This window comes from Francisella-like endosymbiont (assembly GCF_003069505.1).
GTDB lineage: Bacteria > Pseudomonadota > Gammaproteobacteria > Francisellales > Francisellaceae > Francisella.
Window position 1 is genome coordinate 96365 of record NZ_QAPC01000005.1, and the last position, 15037, is coordinate 111401.

Sequence of the window (15037 nt, forward strand, 5' to 3'; positions counted from 1 at the left end):
AGTTGAAAGTATCGATAATTACAGTTTGTTATAATTCTGCGGAAACTATTGAAAATGCTATAAATTCAGTATTATCACAAACTTATCAAAATATTGAATATATTATAATAGATGGTGGTAGTGATGATGGTACGTTAAATCTTTTAGCTAAATATGGCTCTAAACTATCAAAAATTATTAGTGAACGAGATAATGGCATATATGATGCTATGAATAAGGGTATTAGTTTAGCTACTGGAGATATTATTGGAATTTTAAATAGTGATGATTGCTATAGTGATATTGATATTATAAATATTATTGTAGATGAGTTTAAGCACAATGATAAAGATATGCTTTTTGCTGATCTAATGTTTGTAAATAAAGATAATAGAATTCTTCGTTATTATTCTGCTAAGAGATTCTCTCCAAATAAACTAAAGTTTGGTATCATGCCACCACATCCAACACTTTTTGTCAAAAAAAATATCTATGATAAGTATGGTTTATACCGATTGGATTTTAAGATTGCTGCAGACTATGAAATATTCGTAAGATTTTTATTGGTAAATAGACTTTCGTATATTTATTTAGATAAATGTATAATAAAGATGTTAGTAGGTGGTCTAAGTACGAGTAGTTTAGAGAGTAAAAAAATTATTAACCAAGAGACAATAAAAGCACTTGAGTCAAATGGAATTAAAGCTAATTACTGGTGTATTTCAACTAAATATGTGACTAAGCTACTAGAAATATTTAAAGGTCGGCTTTTAAACTATTATAAGGAAAAATAAATTTGTATTTGTATATATGCAAAACTTATCTTGGGAGATTTGTGTGGAAAAAGTAGTGATTAAGGATGTTATTACGTCTAGTGGTGTAAAGTTTGGTACCAGTGGAGTTAGAGGTTTAGTAGCAACTATGACTGATAAGATTTGTTGGTTATATACTAAGGCATTTATTCAGTTTTTAGAGCATAAATACTCTATGTCAGAAGGTGCTAAAGTTGCAATTGCTCATGATTTGCGTGAAAGTAGCCCTAGAATAACAAAAGCAGTTATTAAAGCAGTGATAGATAGTGGCTATGAACCTGTATATTGTGGTGAGATACCATCGCCGGCGGTGATGCTGTATGGTATATCTAATGAAATTCCTTCGGTTATGGTTACAGGTAGTCATATTCCAGAAGATAGAAATGGTATTAAATTTAATACCCCTTATGGTGAAGTCCTCAAAGAAGATGAGGAAATTATAGTCAGTCAAGCTATTATACTTAGTGAAGGTATTTTTGGTAAAAATGAGATGTTCTTACAAAAAACAAAGTTTCCTAAAGTTTGTAAGCAAGCACATTCTCAGTATGTGGAGCGATACATAGACTTTTTTCCTAAAAATTGTCTAACAGGTAAAACTATAGGACTCTATGAACATTCTTCTGTAGGGCGTAAGATAGTAAAAGAGATTCTTGAGAAATTAGGTGCTAAGGTTATCTTATTAGGATTCTCAGAAAGATTTGTATCTGTTGATACTGAGGCAATTCGACAAGAAGATGTAAGGCTTGCAAAGCAGTGGGCGAGTGAGTATAAAATTGATAGTATAGTTTCTACTGATGGTGATGCTGATAGACCTCTAATGAGTGATGAGTCTGGTAATTGGCTAAAAGGTGATATTTTAGGTGTATTGACAGCTAAATATTTACAAGCTAATGTTGTCGCAACACCTGTTAGTAGTAATACTGTGGCTGAAAAGATAGGCTATTTTAATAGTGTAATTAGAACTAAAATAGGTTCTCCATACGTTATTGCTGCGATGAATGAATTACTTTCAAATAATCAAAATACTGTAGTTGGCTATGAGGCAAATGGTGGATTTATGTTAACTAGTGATATATCTAGAGATGGGAAAGAGTTAAAGGCATTGGCAACAAGAGATGCTGTAATTCCTATGCTTGCTGTGATTATGTTGTCTATTGACTCTAATAAAACAATATCAGAGCTTTTATTTGACTTACCACCACGATATACGGCAAGTAGTAAAATAGATGATTTTGCAACTGAGAAAAGCCAAGAAATTTTGAAATCAATACTAGCTAGTGAATCTGATTTGTTGGATAAGGTTATATTAGAGCATTTTGATGGCAATAATAGTATAGAAAGTATAGATACTACTGACGGTGTTAGAGTAACTCTGGCAAATCAAGATATTGTTCATATAAGACCTTCAGGTAATGCTCCAGAATTAAGATGCTATATAGAAGCGGCTAATGAGGAATGTGCAAAGAAGCTTAATCAATGTTGTGTAGATTTAATTAATAATTATTCTTAAATAAGAAGAGATCTAATTTTGTTAATTTTTACAAATGTTCATATATTCCTGTAATTACTTCTCCATGAACTTTAATTTCATGAATGAATTTATATTCTCTTAGTGTATCTTTATCATTTTTGATTGCTTGTGGGCGATGATATGTCGTAATAATATAGTCTGGTTTATCTGAAATGGATATATTACTTATTAATTATTTGTTACTTAGTATTACTTAGCATAAAAGTAGAAATATTATCTATCCAGAAGCCTGAAGCACCAATAGAAATTTTGTTGCGATTTTGTCATGACCTAATATATATTTCAAGGTGGTAACGCCTGATAAACCCCAGTAATCAACATTCCATCTGTTTCTCTAATTCTTTCCTGTTAATATATTGAAGTATACATTTGATAGAGGGTGCGATTATACTATCCAATAAGCATTCCAAGTAAAGGAGCAGATTAGTGCAATACATAGTAAATTTCTTAACTTTTGTTTCAAATTGTTAAATAAATACATAAAGCCTTTTAAAGCTATTAAAACAAATGCTCGATAAATAAAGTATAATTGGCTCCAGCCATTATATAGTGTCAAAGATAAAACAATAATCATAACTATAGGAGTGATAAGTAATGCTAGATAAATTAAATTATGCATCTCTATTTTATTTGACCATAATGAAAATCTATTTTTTATAAACTCCTTAGCTGTTGTACTAACTCCAATAAACATTAGTAGAGTACATTATCGTTGTTGTTATAGTTATCCAGATTATTGAGTAATACTAAGGTATTCTTTGGTTATACTATAGTTCTCTTCCGTTAAAGAATGAGTAACCCTGCCATCTAGTGAAGTGTGATATGTCACTAAAAACATATAGCAAGTTACTAACAGGGAGAGACCATAGTAATGGGAACATGGCGGTAACTAATAGCTACGTTAGTATGAGGTATCCGATGATATACTTCCATTCTTAATGGAACGGTCCTTTTTGACTATATTAATAGTAATTGCTAGCACAGTCGAAAAGATAACTATGACTCCAATTATTCTTACATTAGTGCTATATTTAGATGTGAAAGAGAGTATTAATAGCCATTTTAAATTACATATTTCTAATATATAGATATAGCAATTGTGGCCATAAAAATGATATCTTTACTATTATAGAATGATTTAGCAAAAAGTCTTGGTGATATAATGATAAATAAAGCGGCTAAAAGTCCTGCTCGATAATCATAATAAATACTTTTAGTAATGGCGTAGATAGCTAATACACCTAAAAAATAAATTTAAAAAGTCATTAGATGTCTTAATTGATATAACTCCGGAGGAGCCTTAGGGTGAATAGTTTGTTCGGCTATTATTAAGGGTATTTCAAATGCTGATCCATAATCTTTATCATTTAGACTATCGAGTTTAGGTATTTCATTATTGTGTTGAGCTGAAAAAAGTTTCTCTTTTATATCTTGCACATTAACAACACCAATCCATCGTTGAGTCGGCTCATCAAGAGAAATCCCATAATCTTTATCAATAAGTAAATAAATTGCAAAGAAACAAAAAAACCACTTGCTCGCTCTTTTTTTACGGCACTAAAAAATAATGTCACTATAATCCCTCATAGCTGGCGTATCTCTTTTACTTATTCTAAGTATAATGTTTTTGTTTGGAGTTATCTAGAGTTATACTTGCTTTATGATATTTAAAGTCTATAAGCTTTAATGATTATAGATAATTTATATATAACTTTTTACAATTTGTTGGTGGAGCTATATAAAAGCAAGTGGTTAGTGGTTGAACGATTATAGTGTTTTTAATCACTATTTCTAAAAAATAATTAAATTGTTGATAAAATCTATAGTAGGATTGAATATTTTTAAAATTAGATGCTATTTGTAATAGCAACTATAAATATTACATTGAAGTATTAATCACAGGGAATTTAAAAGAAGCTAGATAACGCCTCTTTTCATAGTTTCAAAGAATTCTTCATTAGTTAATGATCCTTTCATCTTCTCTGTTAAGAATTCCATAGCTTGGACATCTTCCATACCACCAAGAATCTTACGCAGTACCCAAAGTTTTTGTAGTTCTTCTGGAGTAGTAAGTAACTCTTCTCTACGCGTACCAGATCTATCAAAGCTAATAGCAGGGAAGACACGACGCTCAGCAATCTTACGATCAAGATGAAGTTCCATATTACCTGTACCTTTGAACTCCTCAAAGATAACTTCATCCATCTTCGAGCCGGTCTCGACAAGAGCAGTAGCGATAATCGTCAAGCTACCACCTTCAGCGGTGTTACGCGCAGCACCAAAGAATCTTTTTGGCTTTTGTAAAGCGTTTGCCTCAACACCACCAGATAGTACACGACCAGAAGCAGGTGATACCGTATTGTATGCGCGAGCAAGTCTTGTGATCGAGTCAAGTAGGATTACAACATCTTGTTTGTGCTCAACAAGTCTTTTAGCTTTTTCAATTACAATCTCAGCAAGTTGAACATGGCGTGCTGCTGGTTCATCAAAGGTACTAGCTACTACTTCACCGCGTACTGAGCGTTGCATTTCGGTAACTTCCTCAGGACGTTCATCAATTAGTAGCATGATTAGGTTACATTCTGGATGGTTTTTGACAATAGATGTGGCAATATTTTGCATCATGATTGTTTTACCAGTTTTAGGTGGTGCCACAATCAAACCACGTTGACCTTTACCAAATGGTGCAGCTAAATCTATAACTCTAGCGGTAATGTTTTCATTTGAGCCGTTACCAATTTCCATAGTTAGTCTTTCTTTGACATATTCTGGAGTTAGATTTTCAAATAAAATTTTCTTTCTAGCTAATTCTGGCGAATCAAAGTTAACACTATCGATGTGTTTAACAGCAAAGTATTTCTCATTTTCACGTGGAGGGCGAATTTTACCTACGATGCTATCACCAGTACGCAGATTTAATTTTCTAATAAAAGCAGGTGAAACATAAATATCATCTGGAGATGCGAAGTATGAGCTATCGGAAGATCTTAGAAAGCCATAGCCATCTTGGAGAACTTCTAAAATACCTTCACCGTAAATGTCTTCACCTTTATCAGCATGATATTTTAAGATTGAAAAGATCAGCTCCTGCTTTCTTGCGCGAAGTGACTCAAGATCTAGACTTTGAGCTATATCCATTAGCTCATTAACAGACTTATACTTTAATTCATTTAAGTTCATTGGGTTCTCTATTTATAAAAAAATAATATGTTGATATAACTAATTATAGATATTTGTCTACGATTGAGATTAACTGAGTCTTTTGTACTACACCAACTTTAGTTTCTTTGTTTTCACCATCTTTGAAAACCATAAGTGTAGGTACGCCACGCACACCAAATTTCGTTGCTGTCTCTTCATTATCATCGATATTTATTTTGCATACTTTGATTTTGTCATCGTAGTGCTCTGCAACTTGGTCAAGTATTGGAGCAAGCATTTTACAAGGACCGCACCATGGTGCCCAAAAATCTAACAATACTGGGATATCACTATTTACTACTTCATTCTCAAATTGACTATATGATATATCGATACATTTTGACATGCTTTGACTTTCCTTTAAGTTTTTTTGATTTTAAAACTAATTAAGCAGAATCTACTGCTGTATATTTGACAATTCTATAAGAAGTTAAACTAATTGCTAGTTATTATAAACAAAAAAACTTCTTAGACAAATTTTTTTAGCTATTTTACAGATATTTTTTTATAATGGTGAGTAGTTAAGAAATAAGCTTTTGTTTTATATGTCAAAGATAGTAGCAACAGTAGATTTAGGTTCAAATAGTTTTCATATGCTTATAAGTGAAATCAAGCCTGATGGCGAGGTTGTTACATTATCTAAGCAGAAGCAGAAAGTGCAACTAAGGGCTGGTCTTAATAATAATCTAACAATTAGTAAGGATGCCCAAGAGAGAGCTATTCAATGTCTTGAATTCTTTGCACAAGAAATCAAAAAATACAAAGTTGAGTATGTTCGTGCTGTAGGTACATATACTCTTAGAAAAGCAAAAAATAATATAAAAGGTTTTAAAAAGAAGTTAGATAAGGCGCTTGGTGCTAAGATTAAGATTATTTCAGGTCCGGAGGAAGCGAGGCTTGTCTATGTTGGAGCTAGATATAATCATGATATTAAACAAAAAACACTAGTTATAGATATTGGCGGCGGCTCGACAGAATTTGTAGTTGGTAGAGGTGATAAGATATTAATTGCGCGTAGTTTAGATATAGGCTGTGTTGGTATGCAGAAGGACTTTTTTGCGAATGAAAAGCTTGATTTTGCTAATTTTCATGCAGCAGCAACTAAAGCTAGAGAAATAATTGCACCAATCCTATATAAATATAGGAGAATAGGCTGGAGTACTGTTCTGGGTTCTTCTGGAACAATTATTTCGGTTACAAATATTTGTCAAGAACTTACCGGTGACACTACTATTACTAGAGAGTTTCTTAATAATCTGATAACGATGATGATGGATAAGCGTCAAGTCGAAAATATCAGTTTTAAAGGTCTTAGAGAAGATCGTGAAAGTGTACTTGCTGGTGGTGTTGTTATTTTATATACAATATTTGACTGTTTAGACATTTCTCAAATGAAGCTTTCAAATGGTGCTGTGCGTGAGGGTATGCTTTACGAGCTTGTTAAAAGTAAATATAGATTGTGATTAAATAAACTCTCTTGCTGTCTCTCTTAGCGAGAGATAGGTGAGATGAAATACTCCTTTATCATAGAGGAGGTTAGGTAGAGTTATTACCTAAAGGATTAAAATGAAATACATTCCATTAGCAGCAAGAATAAGACCTCAAATTATTGGTGAAATAGTAGGTCAAGAACATTTATTAGCACAAGATGGTATTTTAACAAAAATACTTGCTGGTGATGGAATTTGTTCTTTAGTACTGTATGGAAAACCAGGAGTTGGTAAGACAAGCTTGGCTAGAATTATTGCAAGCTCAAAAAAACTAGAGTTTTTTGAGTTATCAGCGGTTGATTCAGGTGTTAAAGATGTTAAAAAATTAATAGTAGATAATCAACATTTAGATAGTTTTGTGTTATTTCTAGATGAGATTCATCGTTTTAATAAATCACAACAAGATTTACTTTTGCCTTATGTTGAGTCAGGTAAAATTATTTTAATTGGTGCTACTACAGAGAATCCAACATATTATTTAAACGATGCTTTAGTTTCGCGGCTGTTTATTTTACGCCTTAAAAGATTAAGCATAACAGCTACTCAAAAACTTGTCCAAAAAGCGTTATCACAAGATGAGGTGCTAGCGAAACATAAATTCAAAATTGATGATAGTTTATATAATGCTATCCATAATTATAGTGAAGGTGATTGCCGTAAGATTTTAAATCTACTTGAGAGAATGTTTTTGATTAGTGCTAGAGACGATGAAATTTATCTAAATAAAGAGCTTTTCGATCAAGCATTAGGTGAGGCTTCACGAGATTTTCATCGTGAGGGCAAGAAGTTTTATGAGCAATTATCGGCTTTTCATAAATCTGTGCGAGGAACCGATCCTGATGCAGCTATTTTTTGGTTAAGTGTAATGTTAGATAATGGTGTTGATCCATTAGTTATTGCTAGAAGAATGCTATGTATTGCCTCTGAAGATATTGGTAATGCTGATCCGCAAGCGCTAAGAGTAGCGATAGATGCTTGGAATGCCTATGAAAAGCTAGGTTTACCAGAGGGAAGATTAGTGTTAGCGCAAGCAGCTATTTATTTAGCGGTAGCGCCAAAGAGTAATGCTTGTTATAAAGCATTAGCACAAGTTCAACAGCTTGTTAAAAGCTTAGGTAACATAGAAGTGCCACAGCATCTTAAAAACTATAAGGATAGTAACTACCTTTACCCACATAATTACCCAAACTCATATGTTATTCAACAATATTTGCCAGATGATATCATACAAAATTTTTATCAACCTTCAACAAGTGGGTTTGAAGTAAAGATAAAAACTAAGCTTGATAGTATAAACAAAATCAAGAAGCTATAAAATTAAGTTATTAAATTTTTGTATTTATATGTTATAATCTTTAGAATTAAACTATATATGTAATAATATAACTAGGTTTTAAACTGCTATGGCATTAGAAAATTTACTACATCCTACTAATATTAAAATTGATAAATATGCTAAAAATGCTACTAAGTTTTCTTTTGAAGCCCTAGAGAGAGGGGTGGGTTATACACTTGGGTTTGCTCTTAAGCAAAATATGCTTTACTCTATTACTGGTGCATGTGTTACTAGTATAAAAATTAATGACGGTAAAGTTACTTCTTTAGAAGATGTGATTCCATGTGATGAGACAGTTGCTGATATTATTCTAAATGTCAAATCTCTTCCTGTGACTTTAGCAGATGGAGTTGATTCGGGTACGATAACTTTTGAATTATCAGGTTCAGAAGAAGAAGTTTTCTCAGAGGAAGCAAAATTATCTGAAGGTTTAACTATAACAGAAGAAGTATTTATATGTAGTTATAATGGTGGTAAAAAGCTAAAAATCGAAGCTAAGGTTGAAAAAGGAGTAGGCTTTAGACCTGTACAGGATAATTTTAAAGACGGTGAATTCCTTCTAGATGGGACTTTCTCACCAGTTGCTTTTTGTGATTTTGAGATTAAAGATGCTCGTGTCGGTAGACGTACAGACCTTGATAAACTTGAGCTTAATATTAAGACTAATGGTAATGTAAGCTGTGAAGAAGTACTAAGGCTAGCAGCTACTAAAATCCAAAATCAGTTAAGAAATATCGTAGATGTTGAAGAGATTAATAAGGGTATTTTTGTAGAAGATCCTACTAAAGATATAAATCCTTTACTATTAAAACATGTCGATGAATTAAATCTAACGGCTAGATCTTCTAACTGCTTGAAAGCAGTAAATATTAGATTAATTGGTGAACTAGTACAGAAGACAGAAAATGAACTTCTTAAAGCGCCAAATTTTGGTAAAAAATCATTAACAGAAATCAAAGACAAGTTATCTGAGCTTGGCTTATTTTTGGGTACAGCAATTGATAATTGGCCTGAAGATTTATAATCACTTCTTGCCGGAGTGGTGAAATTGGTAGACGCGCCGGATTCAAAATCCGGTTCTGGCAACAGAGTGCCGGTTCGAGTCCGGCCTCCGGCACCATTTAACTTTTTTTCGTATTATTCCCAAACAATCCCAAAACTATTAAAATAAATGCTTTTAAGTGGTCTTTTAATCCCAGCTAGTACCATTAAAAAACATTATAACATTTGACAAATTTACATACTGTATTTATATTTGTCTATTTTCTGTTTTTGAGTATGTAAATATGTTTAAAAATACCATTGATAAAGAGTTAAAGAGCAGATAACACTCTAACAAAATAGCCTTTATTTAGATGATAGGTTATCTCTAAAGTTAGATAAAAATAATAACAAATAGATAGGCTTTCTTAACATTTTTTCTACTTCACCAATATGAGTTTCTTCCTCAACTATTAATTTTCTAGCATATTCTTCTAGTATTATTAATTTTACATTTACAAGCTTTAGAAGTTCATAGTAGGTTGAAACAGCTTTTTTTCATGTTTTAGACTTTCAATTAATATATCATTAATATTGTGCTGATAAGTTTTTATTAAGTCTGCTATTTTTAAAGATGGGTGCTCACCAAAATGAGTTATCATTTCTCCAACAGCTATTGCATGAGTTAAACTTTCTTTTGCTTGAGATTGCATCCAACTAACTATAGGAATTCTATTATGGCCTATAATCATTAAATGAGTAATGAGTATAACATACAACACCAGACATTTCGAGTCTAAAATTTTAATCATTATAAATAGAATGATAACTAATAATACTTAAATTAGGAATGTAGTTATTATACAAAACAAAATTTAATTCCTATATGGCTTTATAATGTTTTTAAATGATCATTATTAAATTTCTTAATATAGTGTTGAGTTATTTCATAAGTCATGCAGAGTAAAATTCTTAAGTCTACTTTTAATACCAATTTATTTAGTTTTATCTGTCATATATGAGAGTTTTGGTTTTAATTATTTATGGCTTCGTTTATCAAGTGCTTAGAATAATCATTCTAGAAGTATGTATTTTTAACAGAAGTAGTCAGTTTAATATCAAGAGTATTTAAGGACTCAACTTAGATATTTTAATAAAAATAATATTATATTTTTTAAATAAGTTAAATTTAGTATTAGTAATATAACACTTAAGCAAAATAAATGAAGAAAATTAATTTTAATATTGTGGTGATGGCAATAATGACCATCATGGGTATGGATCTTATTGATACTACAGTTATGAATAATATCTTACCTACGATTACAGAAAGTCTTGATACTAATCCTGTACATAAAGATAGGGATTAGTATCTATGATCATTATGGAAATGTTTTTACCACTTAGTTCTTGGATAGCTGAGAAAATAGGTTATAAAAATACGCTTATTTTTACAGCATCTGGATTTGGATTATTTTCTTTACTTTATGGTTTAGCAACATCTAATGTTGAGTTATTTACTTTTAGGGGCATCCAAGGTTTATTTGCAGCCTTCTCTGCGCCAGTTGCCGGGCTAGCATATTTAAAATTTTCTGAAAATATGTTGGAGGGCACACAGCATCATTATCTAACTATACATTAATAATGGCTATCGCAGGTCAAGTTTTAGGTAGTATTTTTGCTTCAATCTCTGCTGAATCATGGCGTTTGGCATTTTTGATGCAAGTGCTATTTGCCTGTTTTACTGTGATAGCCATATATAAATACTTTCCTGATGAAAAGCACAACAGCCAAAATAAGAAAATTGATTTTGTTGGTCTTACATTACTTGGGTTATCGATATCAACGCTTTTTATACTAAGTGAAATATTTCTAAAAAATGTGGCTATAACAACAAAACTTGTTTTAACTATGCTTATAATAATTTTCATATCTTTATTATGCTTTTAGTTACAACAAAATAAAAAATCCAATAATCAATCTTATTAGTATATATTTTAAATAAGGACTTTAGAGTCTCTTTTATGTCAAACTTTTTTTGTCGATTAACTACATATTAGATATTTTTTGCTTGGTCTGTAGTTTTGTATCACTTAAGTCACCTAAACACTATATATTGATTATGTCAGTATCTTTGATGTTGGTGACGATTGTGTCAAAAAGTATTACTAAAAAACTATATATCTATGGTTATAAGATTTGTATGATACTAGGGTTAGCTGTTATAACAGTAGTGATGTTAATATCTATAATTTTTGATATTCATTATAGTTATATAACTTTTTGTACCGTTGCTATGGTATATAATTTTGTATTAGGAATGTATCAAACCTCATCAAATACAGTATGTACTCAGTAATTGATTATGAGAAATTAGATAGTTTTAACACAATAAAGAATTCTGGCAATATGATTTCTTCGGCTATTGTATTAACTATTTTTACATTAGTTTATGATATTTATCATAACTATGTAATCTATCATCATTGGTTACAAATATTTGAGGAGGCATATTTCTGTATAGTAGTTACTAGTGCTGTAGTTCAGATTATAATGGTAGTATGGATAGCTTTGAGAATGGATAATTATTAGTGAAAAAGCCTAGTTATCTAACAACTTTGTAAATAGTTTTTATACTACGAATAATTTATAATACTCACAGATACAATATATTTGATAAATTATGGTAATAGATTCACATTGTCATCTTAATTATTTAAAGCTTGAGGATATAACTCTTGAGCAAGTTATTAATAATGCAAAAAATGTCGGTATTGATAAAATTGTCTCAATAGCAGTAGCATGGCATGAAATTGAGGATATACAGAAAATAACTGAAGATTATAGCGATGTTTATTTTTCTGTAGGGGTACATCCTAGTGAATTAGATACATATCAGCCAAGTGTTGATGAGATTATAGCACGATCACAACATCAAAAATGTGTTGCTATTGGCGAGACAGGCTTAGACTATTACTATAATGCTAGCGATACTAAAAGAGCACAAATAAATAAATTTGCTAGACATATCCAAGCAGCTAATCAAGTAAATAAGCCTGTAATTGTACATACTCGAGCGGCGAAACAAGATACATTAACTATTTTAAAAGCTGAAGGTATCGAAAAATGTGGTGGGATTTTACATTGTTTCACAGAAGACTACGATATGGCAAAAAAAGCTCTAGATATCGGGATGTATATATCTTTTTCAGGAATTTTGACTTTTAAAAATGCTAAAGATATTCAAGAAACAGCAAAAAAATTACCATTAGACAGAATCCTTATCGAAACAGATGCTCCGTATCTAACACCAGTACCGTTACGTGGAAAACCAAACTATCCAGAATATGTGAAATATGTGGCACAGTTTTTGGCTGATTTAAAAGCTATATCTTACCAGCAAGTAGTAACACAGACTTATCAAAATACTTGTGAAATTTTCAAATTTTAAGATTAGGTTTTTAAATATCAGATAAATTTTGTGCTAATATCCAGTTGCTAGCAATTTTTCAGTGTTGTTATTAAGGTTACTGATGATTGTTAGTATAGCGATGGTAAACCATATAAGTAGCTGAATATGACTAAACAAACTAGCACTAGTATCTATGATTTAGAACCTAAAAACTCTAATCAAGAAATATTTACTGATTTACTTAAAAGTGATGATATCCATATTGAAAAAATAATTTTCTATGAGCAAGTAACTCCAGTCGACCAGCCATATGTACAAGCTCATGATGAATGGGTTGTGGTATTAAGAGGTCAAGCCGTAACTTAAACTAGAAAATAAGTACCATAATCTCAAACAAAGGCAACATTTATTTATCGCTAAAAATACAAGGTATTGGGTTACTTTTACGACTAATCCTATACTATCTGGTTGACTATTAATTTTGGGAGATTATGATGCAACATTTCTTTGCGGAACATTTGTATATCTTATGTATCTTTATTATATAAATGGCCTTTTTGGCAAGTTTTATCGATGCCATAGCAGGTGATGGAGGTTAATTAGTATTCCAGCATTAAGTTTGACAGGTTTACCGATCGTTACTGTCTTAGGAACAAATAAGTTTCAAGCTAGTAGTACAGGTATGGCAGTTCTTAAATACTATAAAAAGTAGTCTTATTGATATAAAAACATTAGTAGGAGGTTTGGTGGCAGGTTTTATAGGTTCTTGTTGTGAGCACTGCGACTTTACTGATACATAATGATTTTATGAATAATATTGTGCCGATACTGCTAATTATTGTTTTTATTTTTAGTATCGTTAACAAAAATCTTAGAGTAGCTCAGGGCAAAAAAAGAATGTCAGAAGTAGCTTTTTAAATCTATTTGGTTTTGTTTTAGGTGCTTATTATGATTTTTTTGGACCTGGTACGGGTAATTTCTGGATTATTGCAATTGTATATTTTCTTGGCTATATATTTTTGCGAGTCTCAGGTTATGCTAAGATGCTTAATTTAAAAAGTAATGTTTTTTCTCTGACTGTTTTTTTGTTGTCAGGACAGGTTAATATCACTTTTGGACTTTTAATGGCAATAAGAAGTTTCTTTGGTGGTATCGCTGGCTCAAGAATGTTTATTTTAAATGGTTCAAAATTAGTTAGACCAATATTTATAATTGTTGTTGATGCAAGTATTTTGCTTATAATCAAAACGCGATATTTTGTATAGTTACATTTTGTACTCAAATTATTTAAATAAATCTTAATGTTAATGATTATCTAGCAATGTTATAATATGCTAATATATATTTTTAATATAGATTAATGATTATGGATAACCAAAAAGCATTAGAAATAAAAAATCTTACCAAAGTTTATAAAGGTGGTTTGAAGGCTGTTGATGATATCAGTTTTGAAGTCAAAAAAGGTGATTTTTTTGCACTTTTGGGACAAAATGGCGCTGGTAAGTCGACAATCCTAGGAATGATATCCTCACTTATAAATAAAACATCTGGTCAAATCAAGATTTTTGGTCACAATATAGATACTGATTATATCCAAGCTAGAAAGCACCTGGGTGTAATGACTCAAGAAATAAACCTTAATATCTTTGAAAAGCCAATAGATATACTCATTACCCAAGCAGGATTTTTTGGGATTGTTAAAAAAGAAGCAATTGTGTATGCAGAAAAGTTACTAAAAAAGTTGGTCTTTATGATAAGCGCAATACCCAAGTAAGATTTTTATCTGGAGGAATGAAAAGAAGGTTAATGGTGGTGCGTGCGCTAATTCACAAACCAAAGCTATTAATCTTAGATGAGCCAACCGCAGGAGTTGATGTTGAGCTTAGAAATTCGTTGTGGGAGATGATTTCAGAATTTCATAGAGAAGGTTTGACAATAATTTTGACAACTCACTATCTAGAAGAAGCTGAATCGATGTGTAAACATCTCGCGCTTATTAACAAGGGTAAGTTATGTGTTAATACAGATATGAAGACTTTCTTAAAATCAGCAGATAAACATACTTATATTTTTGACCTTAAAGAGAAATGTCAGCAAAAGATAAAACTTGACTTAGGTGAGGTTAAGCGTGTTGATGATTATACAATCGAGGTTGAGGTTTCAAAAGGGATAGTACTTAATCAAATATTTGCTGAACTAAGTAGCAAGTATCATTTAGATGTTTTAGATGTGCGTACAAAAGCAGCTAAATTAGAGAAGTTATTTATTGAAGTAGTAAAAAATAAATAGGCAAAT

At 31.2% G+C, this 15037-nt stretch carries 14 protein-coding genes, 1 tRNA gene and 4 pseudogenes; 15 read left to right on the forward strand and 4 right to left on the reverse strand.

Annotated features, from left to right (window positions below):
* Positions 1-2 precede the first annotated feature (2 nt).
* Both C9379_RS07835 and C9379_RS07840 read left to right on the forward strand, forming a co-directional pair.
* On the forward strand, positions 3-773 hold the full coding sequence (locus tag C9379_RS07835; RefSeq protein WP_143385245.1) for a glycosyltransferase family 2 protein: 771 nt from the start codon (positions 3-5) through the stop codon (positions 771-773).
* 43 nt (positions 774-816) lie between these two features.
* Entirely contained in the window at positions 817-2301 is a 1485-nt protein-coding gene (locus tag C9379_RS07840) for a phosphomannomutase (protein ID WP_143385244.1), read from the forward strand.
* Positions 2302-3576: 1275 nt separating this feature from the next.
* Here the strand turns inward: C9379_RS07840 and C9379_RS07845 are convergent.
* The 3 genes from C9379_RS07845 to trxA form a co-directional block, all read right to left on the reverse strand.
* Entirely contained in the window at positions 3577-3759 is a 183-nt protein-coding gene (locus C9379_RS07845; RefSeq protein WP_143385243.1) for a hypothetical protein, read from the reverse strand.
* A gap of 480 nt (positions 3760-4239) precedes the next feature.
* Positions 4240-5502, reverse strand: a complete 1263-nt coding sequence (gene rho / locus C9379_RS07850) for a transcription termination factor Rho (protein WP_143385242.1) — start codon at positions 5500-5502, stop codon at positions 4240-4242.
* A gap of 43 nt (positions 5503-5545) precedes the next feature.
* Positions 5546-5869, reverse strand: coding sequence for a thioredoxin (gene trxA, locus C9379_RS07855; protein ID WP_143385241.1), 324 nt, complete (start codon positions 5867-5869; stop codon positions 5546-5548).
* Between the two features lie 199 nt (positions 5870-6068).
* On the opposite strand from trxA, the gene C9379_RS07860 reads away from it, so the two are divergent.
* From C9379_RS07860 to C9379_RS07875, 4 genes are all read left to right on the forward strand, one after another.
* A complete protein-coding gene (locus tag C9379_RS07860; protein WP_143385240.1) occupies positions 6069-6986 on the forward strand; it encodes a Ppx/GppA phosphatase family protein in 918 nt (305 codons plus the stop codon).
* Between the two features lie 103 nt (positions 6987-7089).
* The gene (locus C9379_RS07865; RefSeq protein ID WP_143385239.1) at positions 7090-8328 is read left to right on the forward strand and encodes an AAA family ATPase; all 1239 of its coding nucleotides are present in this window, start codon (positions 7090-7092) and stop codon (positions 8326-8328) included.
* An 88-nt stretch (positions 8329-8416) separates the two neighbouring features.
* Positions 8417-9373: a DNA-directed RNA polymerase subunit alpha gene (locus C9379_RS07870; protein WP_143385238.1), complete on the forward strand. Its 957-nt coding sequence runs from the start codon at positions 8417-8419 to the stop codon at positions 9371-9373.
* Positions 9374-9382: 9 nt separating this feature from the next.
* Positions 9383-9469: transfer RNA gene (locus C9379_RS07875), tRNA-Leu, on the forward strand.
* Between the two features lie 227 nt (positions 9470-9696).
* Here C9379_RS07875 and C9379_RS07880 read toward each other — a convergent pair.
* Positions 9697-10125: pseudogene (locus C9379_RS07880) on the reverse strand (ferritin-like domain-containing protein); the annotation flags it as partial.
* Positions 10126-10553: 428 nt separating this feature from the next.
* Here C9379_RS07880 and C9379_RS07885 point away from each other — a divergent pair.
* The 9 genes and pseudogenes from C9379_RS07885 to C9379_RS07925 all read left to right on the forward strand — a co-directional run bounded on the left by C9379_RS07885 (position 10554) and on the right by C9379_RS07925 (position 15031).
* Positions 10554-10700 carry a hypothetical protein gene (locus C9379_RS07885; RefSeq protein WP_318263451.1) on the forward strand — a complete coding sequence of 49 codons (147 nt, stop codon included), beginning with the start codon at positions 10554-10556 and terminating at the stop codon, positions 10698-10700.
* A 5-nt stretch (positions 10701-10705) separates the two neighbouring features.
* Positions 10706-10972, forward strand: coding sequence for a hypothetical protein (locus tag C9379_RS07890; protein WP_318263450.1), 267 nt, complete (start codon positions 10706-10708; stop codon positions 10970-10972).
* Between the two features lie 2 nt (positions 10973-10974).
* On the forward strand, positions 10975-11280 hold the full coding sequence (locus tag C9379_RS07895) for a hypothetical protein (RefSeq protein ID WP_318263449.1): 306 nt from the start codon (positions 10975-10977) through the stop codon (positions 11278-11280).
* A 202-nt stretch (positions 11281-11482) separates the two neighbouring features.
* Positions 11483-11689 (forward strand): hypothetical protein, encoded by a 207-nt coding sequence (locus tag C9379_RS07900; RefSeq protein WP_318263448.1) that lies wholly within the window; start codon positions 11483-11485, stop codon positions 11687-11689.
* Positions 11677-11922, forward strand: a complete 246-nt coding sequence (locus C9379_RS07905) for a hypothetical protein (protein ID WP_318263447.1) — start codon at positions 11677-11679, stop codon at positions 11920-11922. The genes C9379_RS07900 and C9379_RS07905 overlap by 13 nt, the downstream gene beginning before the upstream one ends.
* A gap of 91 nt (positions 11923-12013) precedes the next feature.
* Positions 12014-12781, forward strand: a complete 768-nt coding sequence (locus C9379_RS07910) for a TatD family hydrolase (protein WP_143385237.1) — start codon at positions 12014-12016, stop codon at positions 12779-12781.
* Positions 12782-12907: 126 nt separating this feature from the next.
* Positions 12908-13237 (forward strand): annotated as a pseudogene (locus tag C9379_RS08935) (cupin domain-containing protein).
* A gap of 53 nt (positions 13238-13290) precedes the next feature.
* Positions 13291-14007: pseudogene (locus C9379_RS07920) on the forward strand (TSUP family transporter).
* Positions 14008-14108: 101 nt separating this feature from the next.
* Positions 14109-15031 (forward strand): annotated as a pseudogene (locus C9379_RS07925) (ABC transporter ATP-binding protein).
* The last annotated feature ends 6 nt before the right edge of the window (positions 15032-15037 follow it).

Excerpts from the sequence above, each read along its gene's own strand:
- C9379_RS07890 (WP_318263450.1), top strand. The coding sequence starts at position 10,706 with ATGATCATTATGGAAATGTTTTTACCACTTAGTTCTTGGATAGCTGAG.
- C9379_RS07885 (WP_318263451.1), top strand. The coding sequence starts at position 10,554 with ATGAAGAAAATTAATTTTAATATTGTGGTGATGGCAATAATGACCATC.
- C9379_RS07870 (WP_143385238.1), top strand. The coding sequence starts at position 8,417 with ATGGCATTAGAAAATTTACTACATCCTACTAATATTAAAATTGATAAA.
- C9379_RS07910 (WP_143385237.1), top strand. The coding sequence starts at position 12,014 with ATGGTAATAGATTCACATTGTCATCTTAATTATTTAAAGCTTGAGGAT.
- C9379_RS07865 (WP_143385239.1), top strand. The coding sequence starts at position 7,090 with ATGAAATACATTCCATTAGCAGCAAGAATAAGACCTCAAATTATTGGT.
- rho (WP_143385242.1), bottom strand. The coding sequence starts at position 5,502 with ATGAACTTAAATGAATTAAAGTATAAGTCTGTTAATGAGCTAATGGAT.
- C9379_RS07860 (WP_143385240.1), top strand. The coding sequence starts at position 6,069 with ATGTCAAAGATAGTAGCAACAGTAGATTTAGGTTCAAATAGTTTTCAT.
- C9379_RS07905 (WP_318263447.1), top strand. The coding sequence starts at position 11,677 with ATGTACTCAGTAATTGATTATGAGAAATTAGATAGTTTTAACACAATA.
- C9379_RS07895 (WP_318263449.1), top strand. The coding sequence starts at position 10,975 with ATGGCTATCGCAGGTCAAGTTTTAGGTAGTATTTTTGCTTCAATCTCT.
- trxA (WP_143385241.1), bottom strand. The coding sequence starts at position 5,869 with ATGTCAAAATGTATCGATATATCATATAGTCAATTTGAGAATGAAGTA.